The sequence below is a fragment of the Alistipes sp. CAG:268 genome (assembly GCA_000434235.1).
Taxonomy (GTDB): Bacteria; Bacteroidota; Bacteroidia; order Bacteroidales; family Rikenellaceae; genus Alistipes; species Alistipes avistercoris.
This window is the reverse complement of the sequence record FR891969.1, coordinates 1-23017: the sequence shown is the minus strand read 5'-3', so window position 1 is coordinate 23017 and position 23017 is coordinate 1. Positions and strand designations below refer to the sequence as shown.

The 23017-nt window shown below is 63.5% G+C and carries 16 protein-coding genes and 1 pseudogene; 3 read left to right on the top strand and 14 right to left on the bottom strand.

Annotated features, from left to right (window positions below):
- The 14 genes and pseudogenes from QZL63_RS00980 to QZL63_RS00915 form a co-directional block, all read right to left on the bottom strand.
- On the bottom strand, positions 1-994 hold a 994-nt coding region (locus QZL63_RS00980), incomplete at its 3' end, for an efflux RND transporter periplasmic adaptor subunit (RefSeq protein WP_290585425.1).
- 30 nt (positions 995-1024) lie between these two features.
- Entirely contained in the window at positions 1025-2284 is a 1260-nt protein-coding gene (locus QZL63_RS00975) for an ABC transporter permease (RefSeq protein WP_022307489.1), read from the bottom strand.
- A 5-nt stretch (positions 2285-2289) separates the two neighbouring features.
- Positions 2290-3552, bottom strand: coding sequence for an ABC transporter permease (locus QZL63_RS00970; protein ID WP_022307488.1), 1263 nt, complete (start codon positions 3550-3552; stop codon positions 2290-2292).
- Positions 3549-4270, bottom strand: a pseudogene (locus QZL63_RS00965) (ABC transporter ATP-binding protein). Before QZL63_RS00965 ends, QZL63_RS00970 begins: the two are co-directional and overlap by 4 nt.
- Before the next feature lie 254 nt (positions 4271-4524).
- Positions 4525-5184, bottom strand: coding sequence for an HAD family hydrolase (locus QZL63_RS00960; protein ID WP_022307485.1), 660 nt, complete (start codon positions 5182-5184; stop codon positions 4525-4527).
- Between the two features lie 57 nt (positions 5185-5241).
- Positions 5242-6534 carry an acetyl-CoA hydrolase/transferase family protein gene (locus QZL63_RS00955; protein WP_022307484.1) on the bottom strand — a complete coding sequence of 431 codons (1293 nt, stop codon included), beginning with the start codon at positions 6532-6534 and terminating at the stop codon, positions 5242-5244.
- Between the two features lie 15 nt (positions 6535-6549).
- The gene (locus QZL63_RS00950) at positions 6550-7860 is read right to left on the bottom strand and encodes an aminotransferase class I/II-fold pyridoxal phosphate-dependent enzyme (protein ID WP_022307483.1); all 1311 of its coding nucleotides are present in this window, start codon (positions 7858-7860) and stop codon (positions 6550-6552) included.
- Entirely contained in the window at positions 7857-8444 is a 588-nt protein-coding gene (locus QZL63_RS00945) for an indolepyruvate oxidoreductase subunit beta (protein WP_022307482.1), read from the bottom strand. Before QZL63_RS00945 ends, QZL63_RS00950 begins: the two co-directional genes overlap by 4 nt.
- Positions 8445-8519: 75 nt before the next feature.
- Positions 8520-10136, bottom strand: a complete 1617-nt coding sequence (locus tag QZL63_RS00940) for a thiamine pyrophosphate-dependent enzyme (protein WP_022307481.1) — start codon at positions 10134-10136, stop codon at positions 8520-8522.
- A 247-nt stretch (positions 10137-10383) separates the two neighbouring features.
- Positions 10384-10587 carry a 4Fe-4S binding protein gene (locus tag QZL63_RS00935; RefSeq protein WP_022307480.1) on the bottom strand — a complete coding sequence of 68 codons (204 nt, stop codon included), beginning with the start codon at positions 10585-10587 and terminating at the stop codon, positions 10384-10386.
- A complete protein-coding gene (gene trxA / locus QZL63_RS00930) occupies positions 10587-11030 on the bottom strand; it encodes a thioredoxin (RefSeq protein WP_022307479.1) in 444 nt (147 codons plus the stop codon). The genes QZL63_RS00935 and trxA overlap by 1 nt, the downstream gene beginning before the upstream one ends.
- Before the next feature lie 292 nt (positions 11031-11322).
- Positions 11323-12636: a TolC family protein gene (locus tag QZL63_RS00925; RefSeq protein ID WP_022307478.1), complete on the bottom strand. Its 1314-nt coding sequence runs from the start codon at positions 12634-12636 to the stop codon at positions 11323-11325.
- Positions 12633-15674, bottom strand: a complete 3042-nt coding sequence (locus tag QZL63_RS00920; RefSeq protein ID WP_022307477.1) for an efflux RND transporter permease subunit — start codon at positions 15672-15674, stop codon at positions 12633-12635. Before QZL63_RS00920 ends, QZL63_RS00925 begins: the two co-directional genes overlap by 4 nt.
- 12 nt (positions 15675-15686) lie before the next feature.
- Positions 15687-16775, bottom strand: coding sequence for an efflux RND transporter periplasmic adaptor subunit (locus QZL63_RS00915; protein ID WP_022307476.1), 1089 nt, complete (start codon positions 16773-16775; stop codon positions 15687-15689).
- Between the two features lie 403 nt (positions 16776-17178).
- On the opposite strand from QZL63_RS00915, the gene QZL63_RS00910 reads away from it, so the two are divergent.
- From QZL63_RS00910 to QZL63_RS00900, 3 genes are read left to right on the top strand one after another with little or no spacing between them, the layout of a single operon-like run.
- The gene (locus tag QZL63_RS00910; RefSeq protein ID WP_374045369.1) at positions 17179-18441 is read left to right on the top strand and encodes an efflux RND transporter periplasmic adaptor subunit; all 1263 of its coding nucleotides are present in this window, start codon (positions 17179-17181) and stop codon (positions 18439-18441) included.
- A 3-nt stretch (positions 18442-18444) separates the two neighbouring features.
- Complete coding sequence (locus QZL63_RS00905; RefSeq protein ID WP_022307474.1) at positions 18445-21540, top strand: efflux RND transporter permease subunit; 3096 nt, start codon at positions 18445-18447, stop codon at positions 21538-21540.
- The gene (locus QZL63_RS00900; protein WP_022307473.1) at positions 21537-22922 is read left to right on the top strand and encodes an efflux transporter outer membrane subunit; all 1386 of its coding nucleotides are present in this window, start codon (positions 21537-21539) and stop codon (positions 22920-22922) included. The genes QZL63_RS00905 and QZL63_RS00900 overlap by 4 nt, the downstream gene beginning before the upstream one ends.
- Positions 22923-23017 lie beyond the last annotated feature (95 nt).

Sequence of the window (23017 nt, the reverse complement as noted above, 5' to 3'; positions counted from 1 at the left end):
TCTGCTCTTCCGAATCCGCGGGGGAGGTGAGCGTCTGCACATAGGTCTTGTCGCCCTCGAACTCCACGCATGCCTCGGGCAGGGTCAGCACCCCGTCGCGGCTCTGGATCACGATGCTGGCGTTGGCGCTGTATCCGGCGCGGACGAAGACCCCTTCGGGAATCTGTACGGCGGCCTTCACCTCGAAGAGGATCACGCCGTTGCTCTCCGTGGACTTCGGGGCTACATACTCCAGCGTGGCGTCCAGCTCGACGTCCTGCAGGGCGCCGATGGTCAGCTTCACGGGCATGCCCTCGTGGAGTTTGCCCACGTCCGTCTCATCGACATTGCCCTGGAACTGCATGTTCGACATGTCGGCCACGGTGGCGATCGTCGTGCCGTCGTTGAACGTGTTGGCCTGGATCACCGAGTTGCCGACCTTGATCGGCACGTCGAGGATCATGCCGTCGATCGTCGAACGGATCTGCGTGTTGCTCAGCTCGGCAAAGCGGCTGGCGATGCCCTCCTTGACGATCTCGAGGTTCTCCCGGGCATTGCGCAGCTCCTCATCGGCCTTCTCGAACTCCGTGCGCCCCTGTTCGGCCTCCTCGGCCGAGACGACGCCCTTCTCGTAGAGCGCCTTCGTGCGCTCGTATTCGCGGGTGACCTGCGCCAGGGAGATCTCGGCCACCGAGACGCGCGACTCGGCGCTCGAGAGCTGGCCCATCTCCGGGATCACCTTCACCGTGGCGATGACCTCGCCCTGGCGGACCGTCTCGCCGGCCTCCTTGTAGACATCGGAGATGATGCCCGAGATCTGGGGCTTGATCTCCACCTCGTCGCGGGGCTGCACCTTACCCGTGGCGACCACGTACTGCCTCAGTGTGTCCGTTTTGGGCTGCACGATCGCATAGACGACCTTCACTGGACGGGTTTTCTGCCACAGGAACACGAAGGTCCCGATGAGCAGTGCGGCAAAGAGCACACCCAGGAAAATTTTCAGCACTTTCTTCATGACTTATGCGGTATTTGTTTGTTTTTGCCTCTATTCTTCGCGGATGGCATCCACGGCTTTGATCTTCAGGGCGCGGCCTGCGGGGATGACGCCCGCCAGCAGGCTCCCGGCGATGAGGATCGCCAGCGAGAGCATGCCCGTCTGGAAGGAGATCTGCCACGAGACGTCGGTGCCCTCCTGGGCAATGACGACGGCCTGGTGGTAGATCGAATCGGCGACGGAGAGCAGCCCCACGCCCGCCGTAAGCCCCAGCACCCCGGCGATGAACGTCAGCACGAAACTCTCCGAGAGGATCTGCGAGATGATGGCACGCGGCGGGGCGCCCAGTGCGCGGCGGATGCCGATCTCCTGCGTGCGCTCCTTGACCAGTACGAGCATGATGTTGCTCACGCCGACGATGCCCGCCAGCAGCGTGCCCAGACCCACGATCCAGGTCAGCAGTCCGATGCCCCAGAAGAGGCTGTTCACCTTGGTGATGAACTCCGCGGTGGTCATCACCCACGCCGCACGGGGGTCGTCCGGTGAGATGATGTGGCGTGCGAAGACCGGGGCTTTGACAGCCCGCTCGAGGATGCGCGGCGGCACGTCGTTGTGGCCCACGGCGGCCAGCATGTGGATCGTGCGTCCCATGCCGAACATCTGCTGGACGAGCGTGGCGGGAAGGATGATCGTGCGCTCCACGTCGCTGAACGTCATCATGTTGCTCTGGCGCTTGAGGACGCCTACGACCGTGAATTGCGATCCCTGGAGCAGGATCGTCTTGCCCGTCGGATCCTCGCCTCCGGGAAAGAGGTCCTTCCAGATCTGTGTGCCGATCAGGCAGACCTTGCGCTTGCGCTCCATGTCCAGGTCGTTGATGTAGCGTCCGTAGACGAGTTTCTCGGGATTGATCTTCTGGTAGTCGGGCATGTGGCCCATGACGTAGTATTCGCCCTTGCGGTCGCCGTGGCTGGCGTAGAACTGGTTGGCCCACACCATGCCGGCGGCGTATTTCACCTCGGGGAGCTTCTTTATGGCCTCGACGTCGTCGTTCTCGAGGTTCCACGCCCGGCCGGTGGGCATGCCCTTGTAGGGGATGGACGTGCGCCCGGTGTTCATCAGCACCGTGTTGGTCGAGGTTTCGCCCAGCTGGGCCCGGAACAGGCGTCCCAGCCCCATGCCGGCACCCAGCAGCACCGTGAGCATGAAGATGCCCCAGAAGACGCCCAGCGCCGTCATGATGCTGCGCTTGCGGTTTCGGCGGATCGTCTGCCAGATTTCGTTCCAGCGGTCTGTGTCGAAGAATCCCATCGTCTCTATTTGTTATAGCGCAAGGCGTCGATCGTTTTCAGTTGGGCGGCGCGGTAGGCCGGGACGTATCCGGCGATGATCCCCGCGACGATGAGCACCACCGTGGCGCTTACGGCCACGCCGAGGTTGAGTGTCGGGTCGAGGAAGATCGTCGGGGAGAAACCCGTCTCCGAGGCGTCGGCCGGGGTTTGGGTCATGTAGTAGTTCACCGCCTCCATCACCGCCACGCCGAGCACCATGCCCATGTAGCCGAAGGCTGCGGTGATCATGACCGACTCGGTGAGGATCAGCCGGATGATCGACCGGGGCTTGGCCCCGAGGGCCTTGCGGATGCCGAATTCGGCCGTGCGCTCCGAGACCGTCACGAGCATGATGTTGCTTACGCCGACGACGCCCGCCAGCAGCGTGCCCAGGCCGATGATCCAGACGAAGAGGTTGATGCCCCCGAAGACGATCATCATGTCCTTGACGCGCTCCATGGTGTTGTTGATCCAGATGGCGCTGTCGTCCGTGGGGTCGAAGTCGTGCTCGGCGGCCAGGCGGCCCTTGATCCGCCGCTCGAACTCCTCCATCTCGCGGTCCGTGCGGATCTCCTTGACCGTGATGATGGCGTCGTTGATGTAGGGTTCGTTGGCCTTGTAGACGAGTTGTCCGGTGGTGAGCGGAATGATGCAGGTGGCGCTGTTGCGCATGGCGTCGCCCTTCGTGACGCCCACGACCTTGAAGGTGAGGCTGTCCACGCGGATGAACTTGCCGAGCGGATCGGCGCCCTGGAAGAGCACGAGCGCCGTCTCCTCGTCGATGAGCGCCGATTTGCGGTACTCGCGGATGTCGGCTTCGTTGATGAAACGCCCCTTGGCGATCTTGATCCCCTCGATCCGGGCCACCTTGGGCAGCGAGCCGCGCAGCGAGGCTTCCATGAAGTTGCCCCCGTAGGCGAGTTTCTTCGACGAGAGCCAGGAGTTGGCCGCTACCTCATCGACCTCGGGGAACTCCTTTTCGAGGATCTCCAGGTCGTGGTTCGTGAGGCGGATGCGGCGGTTGCGGTCGTAGCCCTTCCACTCCTTCGAGGTCCAGCCTCCGTAGAGGGTGATCGAGTTGGTGGCGTAGTCCCCGAAGTTTGACTCCACGCCGTTCTTCAGCCCGTTGCCCGAGCCGAGCAGGATGACGAGCATGAAGATGCCCCACGCGACCGAGAAGCCCGTGAGGAAGGTGCGCAGCTTGTTCCTCCGCACCGAGGTCCATATCTCCAGCAGCAGCTCCCTCATCGTCTTCCCTGTCCGGTTTCGGTGATGCTGCCGATGACGCCGTCCGTCAGGCGGATGATCCGGTCCGTCTGGTCGGCGATGGCCTGTTCGTGCGTGACGCAGATGATCGTCATGCCCATCTCGACATTGACCCGGCGCAGGAGGTCCATTACCTCCTGCGAGGTCTTGCTGTCGAGGGCTCCCGTGGGTTCGTCGGCCAGGATGATCTGCGGGCGGTTGATCAGCGCCCGGGCGATGGCCACGCGCTGCTTCTGTCCGCCCGACATCTCGTTGGGCATGTGCCCGGCCCAGTCGCGCAGTCCGAGGGTGTCGAGGTATTCGAGGGCCATGGCGTTGCGCTTGCGGCGCGGCACGCCCTGGTAGTAGAGCGGCAGGGCGACGTTCTCCATGGCGTTCTTGTAGCTGATCAGGTTGAACGACTGGAAGATGTAGCCGATCATCCGGTTGCGGGCCGCGGCGGCCTGCGTCTCCGTGAGATTCTTGATCAGGCGCCCGGCCAGGTAGTAGGAGCCGCTGTCGTAGTCGTCCAGGATGCCGAGGAGCCGCTGTCGTAGTAGTCCAGGATGCCGAGGATGTTCAGCAGGGTTGATTTCCCGGAGCCCGACGCTCCCATGATCGAGACCAGCTCGCCCTGCTCCACTTCGAGGTTGATGCCCTTGAGGACGTGGAGCGGTGAGCCGTTGTTATAGGTTTTGTTCAGATTTTCGAGTTTGATGATCATATGTGCGCTGCATCAGGGATCTTCGGGGAGATAATTTGTTATCCGTCGGGCCATGCCCGAAAGCAAAGGTAACAAATAAATCCGAAAGACGATCCTTTTTATCGAAAAACAATAATATGGATCGTCTTTTTGGATTGTATCCCTTACGGATTGCAGGCTCGGGTCCGGAAAAACACTTCCCGGCGTGCATTGCGTGCGGATCCGCCGCTCCTGCCCCTGTCGGACGGGGCCCGTTCGGCCTCGCGGCCGCGTCAGGAGGGAAGTCCTTCGAGCAGCAGGCGGCGCAGGGCGTCGATATCGTCGGCGATGGCGGCCGGCCGAGCTGCTTCCAGCTCGCCCTCGGGGGCGTAACCCCAGCGGACACCGATCGCCGTGAGGCCCGTTGCGGCGGCCCCCTCGATGTCGTGGCGGCGGTCGCCGATCATCACCGCCTCCTCGGGGGTGATGCCCAGTGTGCGGAGTGCGTGGCCGATTACTTCGGCCTTCGTGGTCCGCGATCCGTCGAGCGAGCTGCCCGAAATGAGTTCGAAGCGGGTGTCGATGCCGAAGTGTGCGGCGATCTGCCGGGCGAACGGTTCGGGTTTCGAGGTGGCCATGACATTCACGCAGCCGGCGCGGCGGGTGGCATCGAGCAGCTCCGGGACCCCGGTGTAGAGCTCGTTTTCGAACATGCCCTTCGGCACGAAGTATTCGCGCGTGAGGGCGATGGCCCGTTCGGCCTCTGCGGCGGTCATGCCGTAGAAGGTCATGAACGACTCCTTGAGTGGCGGGCCGACGAAGCGGACGAGCGACTGCAGGTCCGGAACCTCGATGCCGAGGCGTTCCAGGGCGTACCGCACCGAGCGGGTGATGCCGGGCATCGAGTCGGTGAGTGTGCCGTCGAGGTCGAAGAAGAGGTATTTGCGGTACATGGCGGATGGATGTGCGGGTGAAAAAAGGTCCGGAGCCGAAAGCTCCGGACCCGGATGTCAGTGCAGGCGGAGGAACGAGTAGCCGAAGCGTTCGGCGGCGGCGCGTTCCAGCTCCTCGCGGACCGAGGGGTGGGCGATGGCGATCAGCGCCCGGGCCCGTTCGGCGAGGTTGCGTCCGCGCAGGTGGGCCACTCCGTATTCGGTGACCACGTGCTGGATCATGTGTCGCGTGGTCACCACGCCGGCGCCGGGCGTGAGCAGCGCCTTGATCTTCGATTCGCCCTTGGAGGTCGTCGAAGGGATGGCGATGAAGGTCTTGCCGCCCTCCGAGAGCGAGCCTCCGTACATGAAGTCGTGCTGGCCGCCGACGCCCGAGATGATGCGCGTGCCGACCGAGTCGGCGCAAACCTGTCCCGTGAGATCTACCTCCACGGCCGAGTTGATGGCCATGACCTTCGGGTTCTCGCGGATGCGGAACGGGTCGTTGGTCCAGGCCACGTCCTTCATCACCAGGTCCTTGCGATAGTCCATGTAGTCGTAGAGCCGGCGGGAGCCGAGGGCCAGCGAGGCGACCGATATGCCCGGCATGACGCGCTTCTGCGAGTTGTCGATCACGCCGCTCTCGATCAGCGGCAGCACGCCGTCGGTCATCGCCTCGGTGTGCAGCCCGAGGTGCTTGTGGTCGGCCAGGGCCGCCAGCACGGCGTTCGGGATGCCGCCGACGCCGATCTGGAGCGTGGCTCCGTCGGGGATCAGTTCGGCGATGTGGGCGCCGATGCGGCGTTCGATCTCGGTCGGTACGGCCGTCGGGACCTCCACAAGCGGGTCGTCCACCTCGACGGCCGCGGCGATGCGCGACGTGTGGATCAGGGCGTCGCCGTAGGAGAAGGGCATCGCGGGGTTGATCTGCGCGATGACCGTCCGGGCGCACTCGACGGCCGAGACCGCGAGGTCGGCCGAGACGCCGTAGGAGCAGTAACCCTCTTCGTTGGGGCGCGAGACGTTGAGGAGCGCCACATCGACGGGCAGCGTGCCGTCGCGGAACAGCCCCGGGATTTCGCCCAGGAAGGCCGGGGTCGATTGCCCGTAGCCGTCGGCGAGCCAGCGGCGGATGTTGTTGGCCACGAAGAGGCTGTTCACGAGGAACGATTCGCGGTATTCGGGGCGGCAATAGGGTGCATCGGCGCGTCCGACGGCGAAGCCCGAGTAGACGGTGACGCCCTCGAGTTCCGGGCCGCGGTCGGCCATGGCGCGGACGAGCACCTCGGGGATCGAGGTGCTGCCCTGGATGTAGACGCTTTGGTGCGAGCGGATCAGTTTTACCGCTTCGGCGGGTGTGGTGAGTCGCATGTCGATTCCGTGTTTTTAGGCGTGGTCCCGGGCGAAGGCTGCGAGCCGTTCGTCGAGCAGGGTGAACTGTTCGGGGCGGTTCATCTGCGAGATGCAGACGCGGATGCCGTGCTGGTGGCTGCCCGTCGAGGTGAGCGAGATGGCGCAGATGCCGTAGAGCAGCAGTTCGCTCAACAGCTCCGAGCTGGTCATCCTGCCGTATCCGATCGTGTAGAAGAAACCGTCGCTCACCGACTCGGTCTGGTCCTTGTCGTAGACGATGCGGAAGCCGTGGCGGAGGAAGATCTCCTTGGTGAGCCGGGCGCGGCGTGCATATTCGGAGGTCTCGCCGACGAAGTCGAGCGTGCCGTCGGCCGCCGCGCAGAACATGGCGGCCAGGGCGTGCTGGGCCGAGTGGCTCGTGCCCGACGAGGCGGCGTAGAGGAAGACCAGCACGAAGGCGTCGCCCAGCCGCCCGATGTTGTAGCGTTCGCGCAGGGCCGGGTATTCGCGGTCGAAGAGTCCGTCGGAGATGGCCGCGATGGCGATGCGCTGCCCGGCGTAGCTGAAGATCTTCGATCCGGAGACCATCAGGATCCAGTTTTTCGTATAGCGGGCCACGGTGGCCTGGTAAGGGGCTTCGAAGGGGCGGCCGAGCGGCTTGCGGAAGTCCATGCAGAGGTAGGCGAGGTCCTCGATGACGATGGCGTCGTAGCGTGTGGCCAGTTCGCCGATCGTGCGCAGTTCGTCCTCCGTCAGGCAGATCCACGCCGGATTGTTGGGGTTCGAGTAGACGATGGCCGCCACGTCGCCTGCCGCCAGGTAGCTTTCGATCTTCGGGCCGAGTTTCTCGGCGCGGTAGTCGTAGATGTCGAACGATTCGCTCGGGATGTCCAGGATACGCACCTGGCTGCGTTGTACGGGGAAGCCCGGGTCGATGAAGAGGATCTTGCGCTTCGCGGGGTTGAGTTGCGAGCAGAGCAGGAAGGTGTTGTAGCTTCCCTGCATCGAGCCGACGGTCGGGATGCATCCCTTCGGGGCGATCTCGATGTCGAGGAAGGCCCGAAGGAAGCGTGATGCCGCCTCCTTGAGCTCCGGGATGCCGAACATGTTGGGATACTGCGAGGCTACGCCGGCGCGCAGGGCGGCGCATTCGGCCTCGACGCCTACCCGTTCGGGCGGGAGTCCCGGAATGCCCATCTCCAGGTGGAGGAATTCGGTCTGCGTGTCGCGCTCCATCATGCGGGCGATGTCGCCCGACTGGCGGATCGTCGCCTGTGCGATGTCCGCGATGTCCATCCGCTCGAGAGCCGTGCGGAGGACGCTCCGGTCAAAAGGTACGTTCATCGTTCTGCCTGTTTTCGGGCCGCCTCGTAGCCGGCGCGGAATGCCTTGAGGTTCATCTCCACGACGGCCTCGCCCTTGCGGGCGAAGATGTCGCGTATGCCGGCCTCGAACTTCCCGGCCTCGATGCCGAGGAAGGGGGCGGCGGCGCCCAGCAGCACCATGTTCGCCGAGCGGGGCGAAGCGGCTTCGCGGGCCAGCGTGTCGATGTCGATGGCCACGGCGTGGGGAAGTCCCCTCAGTTCGGCCGTGAGCGCCCCGGCATCGGGATAGTTCGGAATATTGACGAAGGGGGCCGTGTTGGTGATCACCCAGCCCGAGGCCGAGAGCCACGGCAGGTAGCGCAGGGCCTCCATCGGTTCGAGCGAGATGATGATGTCGGCGCCGCCCTGCGGGATCAGGTCCGAGTGGATCGTCTCCGACGAGATGCGCAGGTTCGACTGCACGTCGCCGCCGCGCTGGCTCATGCCGTGGACTTCGGCCTGTTTGATCTGGAGCCCTTCGGCGAGGGCGGCCCGTCCGATGACGGTGGCGATCGAGAGGATGCCCTGTCCTCCGACGCCCGAAAGGATGATATCGCGTTTCATGTGTTGCGTAGTTTTTGGTTTCACGACTTCAGGCCCGGGCCCCGCCCGATGACGGGCGGGGTACCGGGCTGCGGTTTATTCGGCGCTCTTGGCGGTTTTGGCCGCGTTGTGGCGTTTGGCGGTCTGGATGCACTCCCGGCGCGGGATGATCACCGAGACGCCCCGGTAGGCGATCTCCTCGCGGATCATCGCCTTGAGCTCCTCGCGGTTGCGCGGCAGGGGCACCACGACGCGGATGTGGGCCGGATCGACGCCGATGCCGGCGCAGATCTGCTCCAGACGGCCCGTTCCGGCCGAGTCCTGTCCGCCCGTCATGCCCGTGGTGAGGTTGTCGGAGATGATGACCGTGATGTTGGCCTGTTCGTTTACGGCGTCGAGCAGACCTGTCATGCCCGAGTGGGTGAAGGTCGAGTCGCCGATGACGGCAATTGAGGGATGCTGGCCCGCATCGGCGGCGCCTTTGGCCATGGTGATCGATCCGCCCATCTCCACGCAGGTGTCGATGGCGTGGAACGGCGCAAGCCAGCCCAGCGTGTAGCAGCCAATGTCGCTGAATACACGGGCGTTGTCGTATTCGCGGACCACTTCGGTCAGTGCCGTGTACATGTCGCGGTGGCCGCAGCCCTGGCACAGGGCGGGCGGACGCGGTACGACGATCTGGCTGGCGGCATGGGCTTCGTGGGGCTCCAGCCCGAGGGCGCGGCGCACGCTGTCGGGGGTAAGTTCGCCCGTGCGGGGCAGTTCACCCGACATGCGGCCGCGGATGGGCAGCGGGGTCTCCAGAATGCCGCGGAGCTGCTCCTCGACGAGCGGCTGCCCCTCCTCGATGACCAGCAGCGAATCGCACTGCGAGGCCAGTCGGCGGACTTCGGCGCGCGGCAGCGGGTATTGTGCAATCTTGAGCACGGGGTGCGGGCATCCGTCGGGATAGTTCTCCATCAGGTAGTTGTAGGCGATGCCGCAGGCGATGATACCCCGCGAGCGGTCGGCCCCGTCGCGGAAGGTGTTGAAGCGGCTGGCGGCAGCCTCCTCCTCGAAGCGGGCATACTCCTCGAGCAGCGTGTTGTAGCGCACGCGCGAGTTGCCCGGCATGAGCACCCACTGGCGCATGCGTTCGGGGGCGGGGCAGGCGTAGGCGTTCGGTTCGCGGGCCGGGGCCGTCTCGACGACGGCGCGCGAGTGGGCCATGCGCGTGGTCAGGCGCATCAGTACGGGGATGTGGAAGCGCTCCGAGTAGTCGAAGGCGTAGCGCACCATGTCGTAAGTCTCCTGCTGGGTGGAGGGTTCGAAGACCGGGATGAAGGCGAATTTGCCGTAGAAGCGCGAGTCCTGTTCGTTCTGCGACGAGTGCATCGACGGGTCGTCGGCCGCGACGACCACCAGGCCGCCGTTGGCTCCGGTCATGCCCGAATTGACAAAGGCGTCGGCGGCGACGTTCATGCCGACGTGCTTCATGCAGACCAGCGCCCGTTTGCCGCAGAACGACATGCCGAGGGCCTCTTCCATGGCGGTCTTCTCGTTGGCCGACCATTTGCAGTGGACGTTTCGCTCGGCAGCGAGCGGGTGGTTCTGGATGTATTCCGTGATTTCGGTGGAGGGGGTGCCGGGATAGGCGTAGACGCCCGACAGACCGGCATGGAGGGCGCCCAGTGCGAGGGCTTCATCTCCGAGCAAAAGTTCTCGATTGGCCATAGGGTTGCGGTTTTTTCGGATTTTACAAATATAGTGTTTTTTAATCGGAAATCCGAATTTTGCATCGAATTATTACCTTTTGAGCAAAATGCCGGTAAAATCGTAGTGCGGCGGGTCTGTTTGGCTGAAAAGTGTAAAGTCCCGAAAATGAAGGCGGGAAACTCCCCGGAAAGGGGAATTTCCCGCCGTGCGGAAATTGGTACGGGACGTACCAGTGCATTCGGGAGGGCTCCCGGAAGGCGTGGGCTTACATGCCGGTTGTGTGGCCCGTATCTTTGCGGACGGCTTGCATGCCGCAGTGTCGCTGGCATTTGCCGCACTCGATGCATCGGGCGGCATCGATCACCGGCAGTCCATGGCCCGTCTGCGAGATGGCCCCTGCGGGGCAGAGCTTCACCAGCGGGCAGGCGTGATTTTGGGGGCAGAGCCCCGGGTCGATCGTCAGGGCCATTACCGTGCGGGGAGGATCTCCCGGATCTGTTGTTCGAGAACGTTCTTCGGCTGCATGCCGGTTACCATCCGCGGGTTGCCTTCGGTCGGGATGAAGAGCAGCGTCGGGATCGAGCGGATGCCGAACACGGCGGCCAGCTCCTGCTCGCTGTCCACATCGATCTTGTAGACGTAGATCTCCTCACCGTATTTGGCGGCCAGTTCGTCGAGTACGGGGGCCAGCGCCCGGCAGGGACCGCACCAGGAGGCGTAGAAGTCGATGACGGCAGGTTTGTCGCCCAGATAATGCCATGTGTCGGGATTCTTTTCGTAGTCGGCCACCTTCTGGAGGAAGTCGGCCCGGGTCATTGCAATCGGTTTCATCTTCGTGTCGTTTTCGGTTTGTGCGGTTGCGGCTCCGGCCGTTGCGAGAAGGGCCCATGCCGCCAGCAGCAGTTTGTTCATGTTTTTCGGTTCGTTGTTTGTTTCCGATGCAAAGGTGTGGAATATTTTCTAATAAAACAAATTTCTAATGGAAAATATTTAATCGGGACGATCCTTCCTGCGGGCGGGTCGGGTGATGGATGTGGCCGCAGTCTGTTTGGCGAGGGGCGGTTCGGCCGCCGGAAGAGGCGACAGGGTGGCGCCTGGGGCGGGGTGTTTGGACGGATGCCGTGAAGGGACGGGGTTTTGTGGAACGGACGGGGCATGCGGCCCCGGACCGCATGCCCCGTATCGATGCGTTGCGTGACGGACGCTATTGCAGGTAGACGGTGACGTTGCCGCTGATCTGCTGCAGCGAGATCTCGCAGAGTTTCGTGTTGTACTGTGCCGTGAGGATGCGCTCCTCGGCGTCGAGCAGGCTCTTCTGTGCCTCGCGCATCTCGATTCCCGGCAGTTCACCCTGCCGGTAGCGCTCCATGGCGATACGGTAGTTCTCGCGGGCGGCCGTGAGGTTCTCCTCCTCGAGGCGGATCACCTCGAGGTTGTTGCGGTAGGCCTGCCAGAAGGTCGCAAGGTCGGCCATGAGCGACTGTTCGAGCTGCATGCGCGTCAGGCGGGCATTCTCGATGCCGATTCGGGCGTTGCGCTGCTCCCGGCGGCGGTTCCCGTCGAAGATCGTGAAGCCCACCTGCACCCCGGCATTCAGCCCCAGCGTGCCGTTCGATCGGTTTGCCCCGCCGCCGTAGCGGTTGTGCGTGTAGCCGTATCCGGCCTGCAGTTTCAGGTAGGGGTAGTTGCGTGAGCGGATGCTCTCGAGTTCCAGTTCGGAGATCGTGTTGTCGCGGTCGGCCAGCAGCAGCGAGGCGTTCGTTTCGCGGGTTTGGGCCATGAGGCGTTCCCACTCCAGGTCGGCGTCGATGGCGATCAGCGAGTCGCGCACGTGGAGCTTCCGGTCGAGCTCCTCGTTGGCCAGCAGTTCGTTGAGGCGGATGCGCGAGGCGGTGACGGCCTCCTGCTGCGACATGTACTGCGAACTGTCGGCATTGAAGTCCACGCGGGCCTGGAGCACGTCGAGCCGCGCCGAACTGCCTACGCGGTACCACTCTTCGGCGATGCGCAGCCGTTCGCGCGAGAGGGCCATGGCGTAGAGGTAGTTGCCCAGGCGCAGCTTCTGCTGCACGAAGTTGTAGTATTCTGCCGTGAAGGAGGCGATGAAGTCCTCGATCGTCAGCCGGGTCTGCAGGGCGCCCTTGGCCTTCAGCTCCTCGAGTTTCGCATACTCGGCGCGGATGCGGAAGCCGTCGAAGAGGGTCCAGTTCACCGCCAGTCCGACGTCGAACGTCTGGTTGTAGATCCCGTTTTCGGTGACCGGGTCGCCCCCGCGCGGCGTCGTGCGGTCGTTGTCCAGCCGTCCCGTGTATCCGGCCGAGAGGTCGATGGTCGGGAGTTTGCCCGCATTGGCCGCCGTGGCGTTGTTGTCCGAAATGCGCTCCTCGTTGCGGATGATCCGTATGTCGTAGTTGCGCTCGAGTCCCGCTTCGAGGTATTCGCGGAGCGTCTGCAGCTCCTGGGCCGCCGCTCCGAGGCCAAGCCCGAGCAGCATCAGCGTGAAGAACGTTCGTTTCATGCGTTGTCGGTTTTCGTTCGTTTGCTCCGGTCCGTGGAGACGTAGCTGTAGATGGCCGGGACAATGTAGAGCGTGAGCAGCGTCGAGACCAGCATGCCGCCCACGACGGCCACGCCCATGGCGATGCGGCCGTTGGCTCCCTCACCCGTGGCGACCGTCAGCGGCAGCAGGCCCAGTATGGTCGAGGCGCTGGTCATCAGGATCGGGCGCAGGCGCTGGAGTGCCGCATCGCGGATGGCCTGCATCTTCGGTTCGCCGGCCTCCTGTTTTTGGTTGGCGAACTCGACGATCAGGATGCCGTTCTTGGCCACCAGGCCGATGAGCATGATGATGCCGATCTGGCTGAAGATGTTCATCGTCTGCCCGGCGCCCCACATGAAGACCAGTGCTCCGGCGATGGCCAGCGGCACGGTGAGCATGATGACCAGCGGGTCCTTGAAGCTCTCGAACTGTGCCGCGAGGATCAGGTAGATCAGCACGATGGCCAGCAGGAAGGCGAACATCAGGCTCGACGAGCTCTCGCGGAACTCCTTCGAGTCGCCGGCCAGCGCCGTGCGGAAGTCGTCGGGCAGCACCTCGCGGGCGATGCGGTCCATCTCGTCGAGACCCTCGCCGATGGTGCGGCCCTTGGCCAGACCCGTCGAGATCGTCGCCGAGAGGAAACGGTTGTAGTGGTAGAGCTGCGGCGGGGCGACGTTCTCCTCGAGCGAGATGAGGTTGTCGAGCTGCACCATCGTGCCCTCGTCGTTGCGCAGGTAGATCGACCTCAGGTCGGCGGGCTTGTTGCGCTGCTGGCGGTTGATCTCGGCCAGAATCTCGTATTGCTTGCCATTCATGTAGAAATAGCCCATACGCTGGCCGCTGAGTCCGTACTGGAGCGTCTGTGCGATATCCTGCGTGCTGATCCCCATCAGGTTGGCCTTGTCGCGGTTGATGGTGATGCGCGCCTCGGGCTTGCTGAACTTCAGGTCGGCGTCGGCCATCTGGAAGACGGGGCTCTCGTAGACCCGCTTCATGAATTCGGGCAGCACCTCCTGCAGGCGGTCGATTGTCGTGGCCTGGAGCACGTACTGCACGGGCATGTTGCCGCGCCGCCCGCCGAAGGTCGATTGCTGCTGTACGAAGGCGCGGGCCTTGGTCTTCGTGCGGATGGCCGCCGAGAGCTCCTCGGCGATCTCCATCTGGCTGCGCGTGCGTCCGGCCAGGCTGTCGAGGGCGATGCTGATGTTGCCCCGCCCGCTCGACACGCGGGCCGTGACGGCCATGGCCTCCGGGACGAGCGAATCGACCAGCAGGTTGATGTCCTCCGTGTAGTCGCGCATGTATTCGTAGGTGGCGCCCTCCGAGCCGGTGGTGTTGATCGTGATCTGCGAACGGTCCTCGAGCGGGGCCATCTCCGAGGGGATCATGCTCCAGAGCCAGCCGATCAGACCGAGGGTGACGGCGACGAGCGGCAGGGCCAGCCAGCGGCGGTGCAGGAAGGCCGAGAGGGTGCGGCTGTAGAGGTTGTTGAGCCCGACAAAGAAGGGTTCGGTGCGGGTGTAGAACCAGTTTTTACGCTCCTGGCGCACGAGCAACTTGGTGGCGAGCATTGGCGTGACGGTAAGCGCCGCGAAGGTCGAGATCAGCACGGCGCCCGAGACGACGAGGCTGAACTCGCGGAACAGGCGTCCGGTCGTGCCCTCCATGAAGACGATCGGGAAGAAGACGGCGATCAGCGTGATCGAGGTCGAGATCACGGCGAAGAAGATCTCCTTCGCACCGTCGATACCTGCCTCGAAGGGGGTCATGCCGCGTTCGATGCGGATGTAGATGTTCTCGGTCATCACGATGGCGTCGTCCACCACAAGGCCGACCGAGAGCACCACGGCCAGCATCGAGAGGACGTTGATCGAGAAACCGGCCAGGTACATCAGGAAGAAGGTGCCGATGAGCGAGACCGGGATGACGATGCAGGGAATGAGCGTCACGCGCCAGTTGCGGAGGAAGAGGAAGATGATGATGATCACCAGCACGAAGGCCTCGTAGACGGTCTGTTTCACCTCGTCGATCGATGCGCGGATGAAGCGCGTGTTGTCGAATCCGTAGCCGGTGACGATGTCGGCCGGAAGGTCCTTGCGCATGGTCTGCATGCGGTTGTAGACCTCGTCGGCGATGTCGATGTGGTTGGCGCCCGGCTGCGGGATCACCACCACGCCGACCATCGGCACGCCGTTCATCTTCATGTAGCTGCGCATGTCCTGCGGGCCGAGTTCGGCGCGTCCCACGTCGCTCAGGCGGATGATGCGCCCCGCCTCGGTGCGGACCACCAGGTTGTTGAACTCCTCGGTGGTGTGCATCAGTCCCATCGTGCGGATGGTCAGCTCGGTGGTGTTGCCCTCGATGCTGCCCGACGGCAGCTCGATGTTCTCGCGGTCGAGGGCGCTCTTGATGTCCATCGGCGTGATGCCGTATCCGGCCATCTTCGCCGGGTCGAGCCACAGGCGCATCGAGTAGCGCTTCTCGCCCCAGATCTCCACCGAACTTACGTCGCTGATCGTCTGCAACTGCTCCTTGACCGTCAGGTCGGCGATTTCGCTCAACTCGAGCAGCGAGCGTTTGGCGCTCTGGATCGTGACCATCAGGATCGGCGTGGCGTCGGCGTCGGCTTTCGAGACGGTGGGCGGGTCGCAGTCGCGCGGCAGGTAGCGCTGCGCGCGCGACACCTTGTCGCGCACGTCGTTGGCGGCGGTTTCGAGGTCGGTCGAGAGTTCGAACTCGACCGTGATGCGGCTCTGTCCCTGGCGGCTGACGCTCGACAGCGAGCGGATGCCGGGGATGCCGTTGATGTTCTTTTCGAGCTGTTCGGTGATCTGGCTCTCGATCACGTCGGCGTTGGCGCCCGGATAGGAGCACGACACCGAGATGATCGGGTTATCGACGCTCGGGTATTCGCGCACGCCCAGAGCGCTGTATCCGATGAAGCCGAACAGCAGGATGATGATCGTCAGCACGGTGGCCAGCACCGGGCGGCGGATGCTCAGTTCGGAGATGTTCATACGGCGCGGGGGTTATTCGACGGCGTCGAGTTTCACGGGAAGGTCGGTGCGGAGCTGGAGCGTGCCGGAGGTGATCACCGTGTCGCCGGGCTGGAGCCCCGAGAGGATCTGTACCGAGGCGTCGGTGCGCAGGCCGGTCTGTACCTCGACGGCCTCGGCGCGGCCGTTGCGGTAGCGGAAGACACGCGCCACGCCCATTTCGGGTACGATGGCCTCGGTCGGTACGGCGATTGCGTCGGGAATCTCCTGCAGCTGGATGCGCACCGTGGCGAAGCGGCCCGGCAGGAGCTGCAGCCCCTGCGTGTTGGGGTAGTGGGCCCGCACGGAGAAGAGGTGGGTCGTGGGGTCGATCTTCGATTCGGTGGCGTAGACCATGGCCCGGAAGGTCTCGTTGCGCCCCTCGACCGTGAAGGTCAGGGGGGTGCCCGGGCGGATCTGGTTGGCGTAGCGTTCGGGGATGTAGAAGTCGATCTTGAGCGGGGCGATCCGCGTCAGTTTGGCCACGACAACGCTCGGCGAGGCGTAGGCTCCCTCGCTGACGTTGCGCAGTCCGATCACGCCGTCGAAGGGGGCGCGCAGCTCCGTGAGAGCGATGTTCGACCGGACGATGGCGATGTCGGCGTTGAGGATCGCCAGTTCGGTACGGGCCTGCTCGTAGGCCTCCTGGCTGACGGCGTCCTTCTCGAGCAGGGCGCTCTGGCGGTAGACGCGGTCCTCGGCCAGCTTGAGCTGCGCCTCGTAGCGCGACAGCTGCGCCTGCAGCGGCCGGTCATTGACCTTGGCCAGCAGGTCGCCCTTGCGGACGGGGGTGCCTTCGCGGAAGTTGATTTCCACGATCTTGCCGGAGGTCTCGAACGAGAGGTCCACCTCCTCGTCAGGCAGCAGGTTGCCGATGACCGAGATGGCGTCGGTGAAGGTCTGCGGCCGCAGGACGAGGCCATTGACGTTGAGGATCTTTTTCTGTCCCGTTGCAACGGGGGCTTCGGTCGGGGCGATCGGGCCGTCGGTCTTGCCGTAGCGGTTATAGAGCCACAGACCGCCACAGAATACGAGCAGTATCGAGCCGGTGACGATCCATTTCTTTTTTCTGTTTCTGTTCATGGCGGGGCGTATCGGTTTGGATTTTGGGATTCGGAGACAAATATACGAAAAAAGGCGTGCTGGCCGAAAGGAAAATGTAGTTTTGGGATCAAAAAAAGTATTTTCGGGAACAGCCGGACGGCATGCGGCACTGCACGGCGGCATGCTCGCGGAGGGTTGCCCGGACCCTGTTGCGGGGCGTGGTTCGCCCGGTGTGGAATGCAGTTGTGGAATAACTCCCCGGAAGGTGTGGAATAATTCCACGGAAATTTTCACTATATTTGCCGCCCGGATCAATTATTGGGCTGGAAATAACTAATTTACGATTTTTTTGGCAGCTTGGCCCGGGGTTTGACCCTCTCGGGAGAATACTCCGGATGGAGTCGCGGCCTTGCCGCATGAAAACTGAAGAACCGAACCGCGTATGAATTTGGACAAAATGAAACCGGATTTGAAGAGTCTCAATCTGGAAAAACTCAAGCGTGAAATGTCGGAGCACATGCCGCGCGTGCGGGTGAAGATGACCCCCAGGCGCTGGATCGCTCTGGTGGCGGGACTGGCCGTCGTGGGCGGCGCGCTCTACCTCTGGCTGCGGCCGCGCCCCGTACCGGTCGTGCTGCCCGTGGTGGCCGTCGAGCCGGTGACGGTCGAGGATGTCAATATCTACGGCGAATACGTGGGCCGCATCCGTGCCCAGCAGTTCGTCGAGATCCGTGCCCGCGTCGAGGGGTATCTCGAGAAGATGCTCTTTGCCGAGGGTACCTACATCAAGGCCGGGCAGACGCTCTTCGTGATCGACCCGAAGCTCTACCGCGCCCGGGCCAACAAGGCCAAGGCGCAGCTCGAAAAGGCCCGCGCGCAGGCCGTCAAGGCCAAGCGCGACCTGGACCGCATCCGCCCGCTCTACGAGCAGAATGCCGCCAGCCAGCTCGACCTGGACAACGCCACGGCGGCCTACGAGAGCGCCGCGGCCGACGTGGTGGTCTGCGAGGCCGACCTCACGCAGGCCGAGATGACGCTGAGCTATACCACCGTGCAGTCGCCCGTGTCGGGCTACATCTCCGAACGCAACGTCGATATCGGAACGCTCGTCGGTCCGAGTGGCAAGTCGCTGCTGGCCACCGTGGTCAAGAGCGACACGGTGCGCGTCGATTTCAGCATGACGGCCCTCGACTACCTCCACAGCCGTGCGCGCAACGTCAATCTCGGACAGAAGGACACCACGCGCAAGTGGAACCCCTACATCACCGTAACGCTCGACGACGGCTCGGTCTATCCCTACCGCGGCCTGGTCGATTTCGCCGACCCGCAGGTCGATCCCAAGACGGGTACCTTCTCCGTGCGTGCCGAGATGGCCAACCCCGACCGCATCCTGCTGCCCGGTCAGTTCGCCAAGGTGAAGCTGCTGCTCGACGTCCGCGAGGATGCCGTGGTGGTGCCGTCGAAGGCGCTCGTGATCGAAAAGGGCGGAGCCTATATCTATGTGGTGCGTCCGGACAGTGTCGTCGAGAAGCGTTTCGTCGAGACGGGGCCCGAGATCGCCGGCAACAACGTCGTCATCGAGCGCGGCCTCTCGTCCACCGAACGCATCGTCGTCGAGGGCTACCACAAACTCTCGCACGGCATGAAGGTGGAGCCCGTGGCTGCCGTACGCAAGGAGGAGCAACCCGCTAACACCGAGGAGTAGACCATGAAGAGCGACTTTTTCATCGACAGGCCCGTCTTCTCGACGGTCCTCTCCATCATCATCGTCATCGTGGGTGCCATCGGCCTGATGCTGCTCCCCGTCGATCAGTATCCGCAGATCGTGCCCCCCGTGGTGAAGGTCTCGGCCACCTATCCGGGTGCCGATGCGCAGACCGTGACGCAGGCTGTGGCCACCCCCATCGAGCAGGAGCTCAACGGTACGCCGGGCATGATCTACATGGAGTCGTCGAGCTCGAACTCCGGAGGTTTCTCCGTGACCGTGACCTTCGACATCGCGACGAATCCCGACCTGGCGGCCGTCGATATCCAGAACCGCATCAAGGAGGCCGAGGCGCGTCTCCCGGCCGAGGTCGTGCAGAACGGCATATCGGTCGAGAAGCAGGCCTCGAGCAAACTGATGACCATCACGCTGCTGTCGTCCGATCCGAAATTCGACGAGATCTACCTCTCGAACTACGCCACGCTCAACGTGCTGGACATGTTGCGCCGTATCCCGGGCGTGGGGCGCGTGTCGAACGTCGGCAGCCGCTACTACGCCATGCAGATCTGGGTACAGCCCGACAAGTTGGCCGACCTCGGCGTGACGGTGCAGGACCTGCAGAAGGCCCTCAAGGACCAGAACCGCGAATCGGCCGCCGGCGTGCTCGGCCAGGCTCCGATGGAGGGGGTCGATGTGACGATCCCGATCACGGCCCAGGGCCGTCTGTCGTCGGTGAGCCAGTTCGAGGAGATTGTCGTCCGCGGCAATCCCGACGGTTCGATCATCCGCCTGCGCGACGTGGCCAACATCTCGCTCGAGGCGCAGTCGTACAGTACGGAGAGCGGTATCGACGGTGGCAACGCGGCCGTAATGGATATCTACATGCTGCCCGGCGCCAATGCCATCGAGGTGGCCGAATCGGTGAAGGCAACCATGGAAGAGATCAGCCGCAACTTCCCCGAGGGCATCACCTACAGTATCCCGTTCGACATGACGACCTACATTTCGGAGTCGATTCATCACGTCTACCGGACACTGTTCGAGGCGCTTATCCTGGTGATTCTCGTGGTCTTCCTGTCGCTGCAGAGCTGGCGGGCCACGCTCATCCCGATCGTCGCCGTGCCCATCTCGCTCATCGGTACGTTCGGCGTGATGCTCGTCTTCGGATTCTCGCTCAACCTGCTGACGCTGCTCGGTCTGATCCTGGCGATCGGTATCGTCGTCGATGATGCCATCGTCGTGGTCGAGAACGTGGACCGCATCATGAACGAGGAGCACCTCTCGCCCTACGAGGCCACCAAGAAGGCCATGCGCAGCCTCGGCGGAGCCCTGATCGCCATGTCGCTCGTGCTGTGCGCCGTGTTCGTTCCGGTGAGCTTCCTGTCGGGCATCACCGGCCAACTCTACCGCCAGTTCACCATCACGATCGCCGTGTCGGTGATCATCTCGACGGTCGTGGCGCTGACGCTCAGCCCGGTGATGTGCTCGCTCTTCCTGCGTCCCGAGAGCGGCGAGAAGAAGAACAAGATTTTCCGTTACATCAACTACTTCCTGGCGCGCGGCAACCGTTTCTACGGCCAATCGATCGTGCGTGCGCTGAGCCATTCGCGGCGGATGTTCGCCGCCTTCGGCATCGTGCTCATCGGCATCTGGCTGATGAACCGTCTGGTGCCGCAGAGTTTCATGCCGCAGGAGGACCAGGGTTACTTCACCGTCGAACTGGAGCTGCCTGAGGGGGCGACCATCGAGCGGACGCGGGAGGTGACCGACCGTGCGATGGCTTACCTGATGAAGGATCCCGACATCGAGCACGTGCTCAACGTGACGGGTTCGAGTCCCCGTGTGGGGTCGAACCAGGCCCACAGCCAGCTGACGGTGATCCTCAAGCCGTGGGACGAGCGCGAGACGCAGGAGATCAGCGAGGTGATGAATCGCGTGCGGGAGGAGTTCTCCCGCTATCCCGAGAGCAAGGTCTACCTTTCGACGCCGCCGGTGATCCCGGGTCTGGGTCAGTCGGGCGGTTTCGAGATGGTGCTCGAGGCGCGCAGCGACATGACCTACGAGCAGCTGCAGATGGCCGTCGATACCTTGATGTATTATGCCGAGCGGACGCCCGAACTGACCGGGCTCTCGACCTCGATGCAGAACGACATCCCGCAGCTCTACTACGACGTGGACCGCGACAAGGCCCAGCTGCTGGGCGTCTCGATGTCGGACATCTTCTCGACGATGAAGGCCTTCACCGGGTCGGTCTACATCAACGACTTCAACCTCTTCAACCGCATCTACCGCGTCTACATCCAGGCGGAGGCGCCCTACCGCGCGCGGCGCGACAACCTGAGCCTCTTCTTCGTGCGCGGGGCCGACGGGGTGATGGTTCCCGTGACGGCGCTCGGTACGACCGACTATACGACCGGTCCGGGTACGATCAAGCGCTTCAACATGTTCAATGCGGCGACCATCTCGGGCGAGGCGGCCCACGGATACAGCTCCGGTCAGGCGATGGATGCCCTCGAGCGGATCGTCGATGAGCACCTCCCGGCCAACGTGGGTGTCGAGTGGAGCGGCCTTTCCTATCAGGAGAAGCACGTGAGCGGTCAGACCGGAGTGGTCCTTGCCCTAGCGTTCCTCTTCGTCTTCCTGTTCCTTGCGGCACAGTACGAGAGCTGGTCGGTGCCCGTGGCGGTGATCCTCTCGCTTCCCGTGGCCGGAATCGGCGCCTATCTCGGTATCTGGGTCTGCGGGCTGGAGAACAACATCTACTTCCAGATCGGACTGGTGATGCTCGTGGGTCTGGTGGCCAAGAACGCCATCCTGATCGTCGAGTTCGCCAAGGAGGAGGTCGAGAAGGGCCGCGACGTCATCGAGGCGGCCATCGTGGCGGCGCACCTGCGCTTCCGCCCGATCGTGATGACCTCGCTGGCATTCATCCTGGGCCTGCTCCCGCTGGTCTTTGCCTCGGGTCCCGGATCGGCCAGCCGTCAGGGAATCGGCACCGGTGTCTTCTTCGGCATGCTGGTGGCCATTTCGGTGGGTATCGTCTTTGTCCCCTTCTTCTTCGTCTGGATTTACCGCATCAAAGAAAAAATGAAACGATGAAACGATTCACGACATATCTTCTCGTTGGCGGCTGGTCGCTGCTTTCGGCCTCCTGCTCGGCGGTCCGCGAGTGCAAGGCCCCGGAGTTGAACCTGCCCGAGCAGCTTGTGGCCGGGGTGACCGACTCGACGACCATTGCCGATATCGGGTGGTGGAAATTCTACGGCGACGCGGCGCTCTGCGAACTCATTCAGCGTACGCTCGACAACAACAAGGACATGCTTGCCGCAGCGGCCCGTGTCGAGCAGATGCGGCAGCTCTACCGCATCGACAAGGCCAACCGCCTGCCCGACTTCTCGGCCCGCGTCTATGGGGACCGCGAGACGAACGACTACTACCAGAAGTCGTTCAGCAACGATCCCGAGCTGGGAGCCAAGGTCGGTGTGAGCTGGGAGCTCGACCTCTGGGGCAACCTGCGCTGGGCCAAGCGCAAGGGCGGTGCCGAATACCTCGCGTCGGTCGAGGAGTGGCGGGCCATGCGCATGACGCTTGTGGCGGAGGTGGCGACAGCCTATTTCCAGTTGATGGCGCTCGACAACGAATTGTCGATCGTCAAGCAGACGCTCGAGACGCGGCGTCAGGACGTGCGTCTGGCGAAGCTGCGCTTCGAAGGCGGTCTCACGGCCGAGACGGTCTATCAGCAGGCAAAGGTGGAGTATGCCTCGACGGCGGCGCTGATCCCGGAACTCGAGCGGAAAATCAAGGTGATGGAGAACAGCATCTCGCTGCTGGTTTCGGGTTATCCGGGCGAGAGGATCCGCCGCAGCGGCCTGTCGCTCAACATCACCATGCCGGAGAAACTTCCGGTGGGCATTCCCTCGGTGCTGCTGCAGCGGCGTCCCGATGTGCGGGCCTCCGAGCAGGCACTGCAGGCGGCCCTGGCCGGGGTCGGGGTGGCCTATGCCGACCGCTTCCCGCGGCTCAACTTCACGCTGACGGGCGGTGTGGAGAACGGCGTGCTGTCGCATATTTTCGAATCGCCGTTCTCGTATGTGCTGGGTTCGGTGACGGCTCCGGTCTTCGGATTCGGCCGCAAGCAGGCCAAGTACCGGGCGGCGCTGGCTGCCTATGACCAGGCGCGGCTCAAGTATGAAAAGAAGGTGCTGGAGGTCTTCAAGGAGACCGACGATGCGGTGGTGACCTACCGCAACGTCCGGCGTTCGGCCGAACGCAAGGAGAGTCTGCGCGATGCGGCGATCAAATACGTCGAACTGGCGACGATCCAGTATCGCGGCGGCAACATCAACTACATCGACGTGCTCGATGCCCAGCGGCGTTATTTCGATGCCCAGATCGGACTGAACAATGCCGTGCGCGATGAGCATCTGGCGCTCGTGCAGCTCTACAAGGCGCTGGGCGGCGGTTGGACGGTGGAGGAGTGATCCGCGGCGGTCCGCGTGCGAATTCGCAGCGTCTTGCATGGATAAACGGACGGGGGTATGGCTGTCAGGCCATACCCCCGTCCGTTTCATGTGTC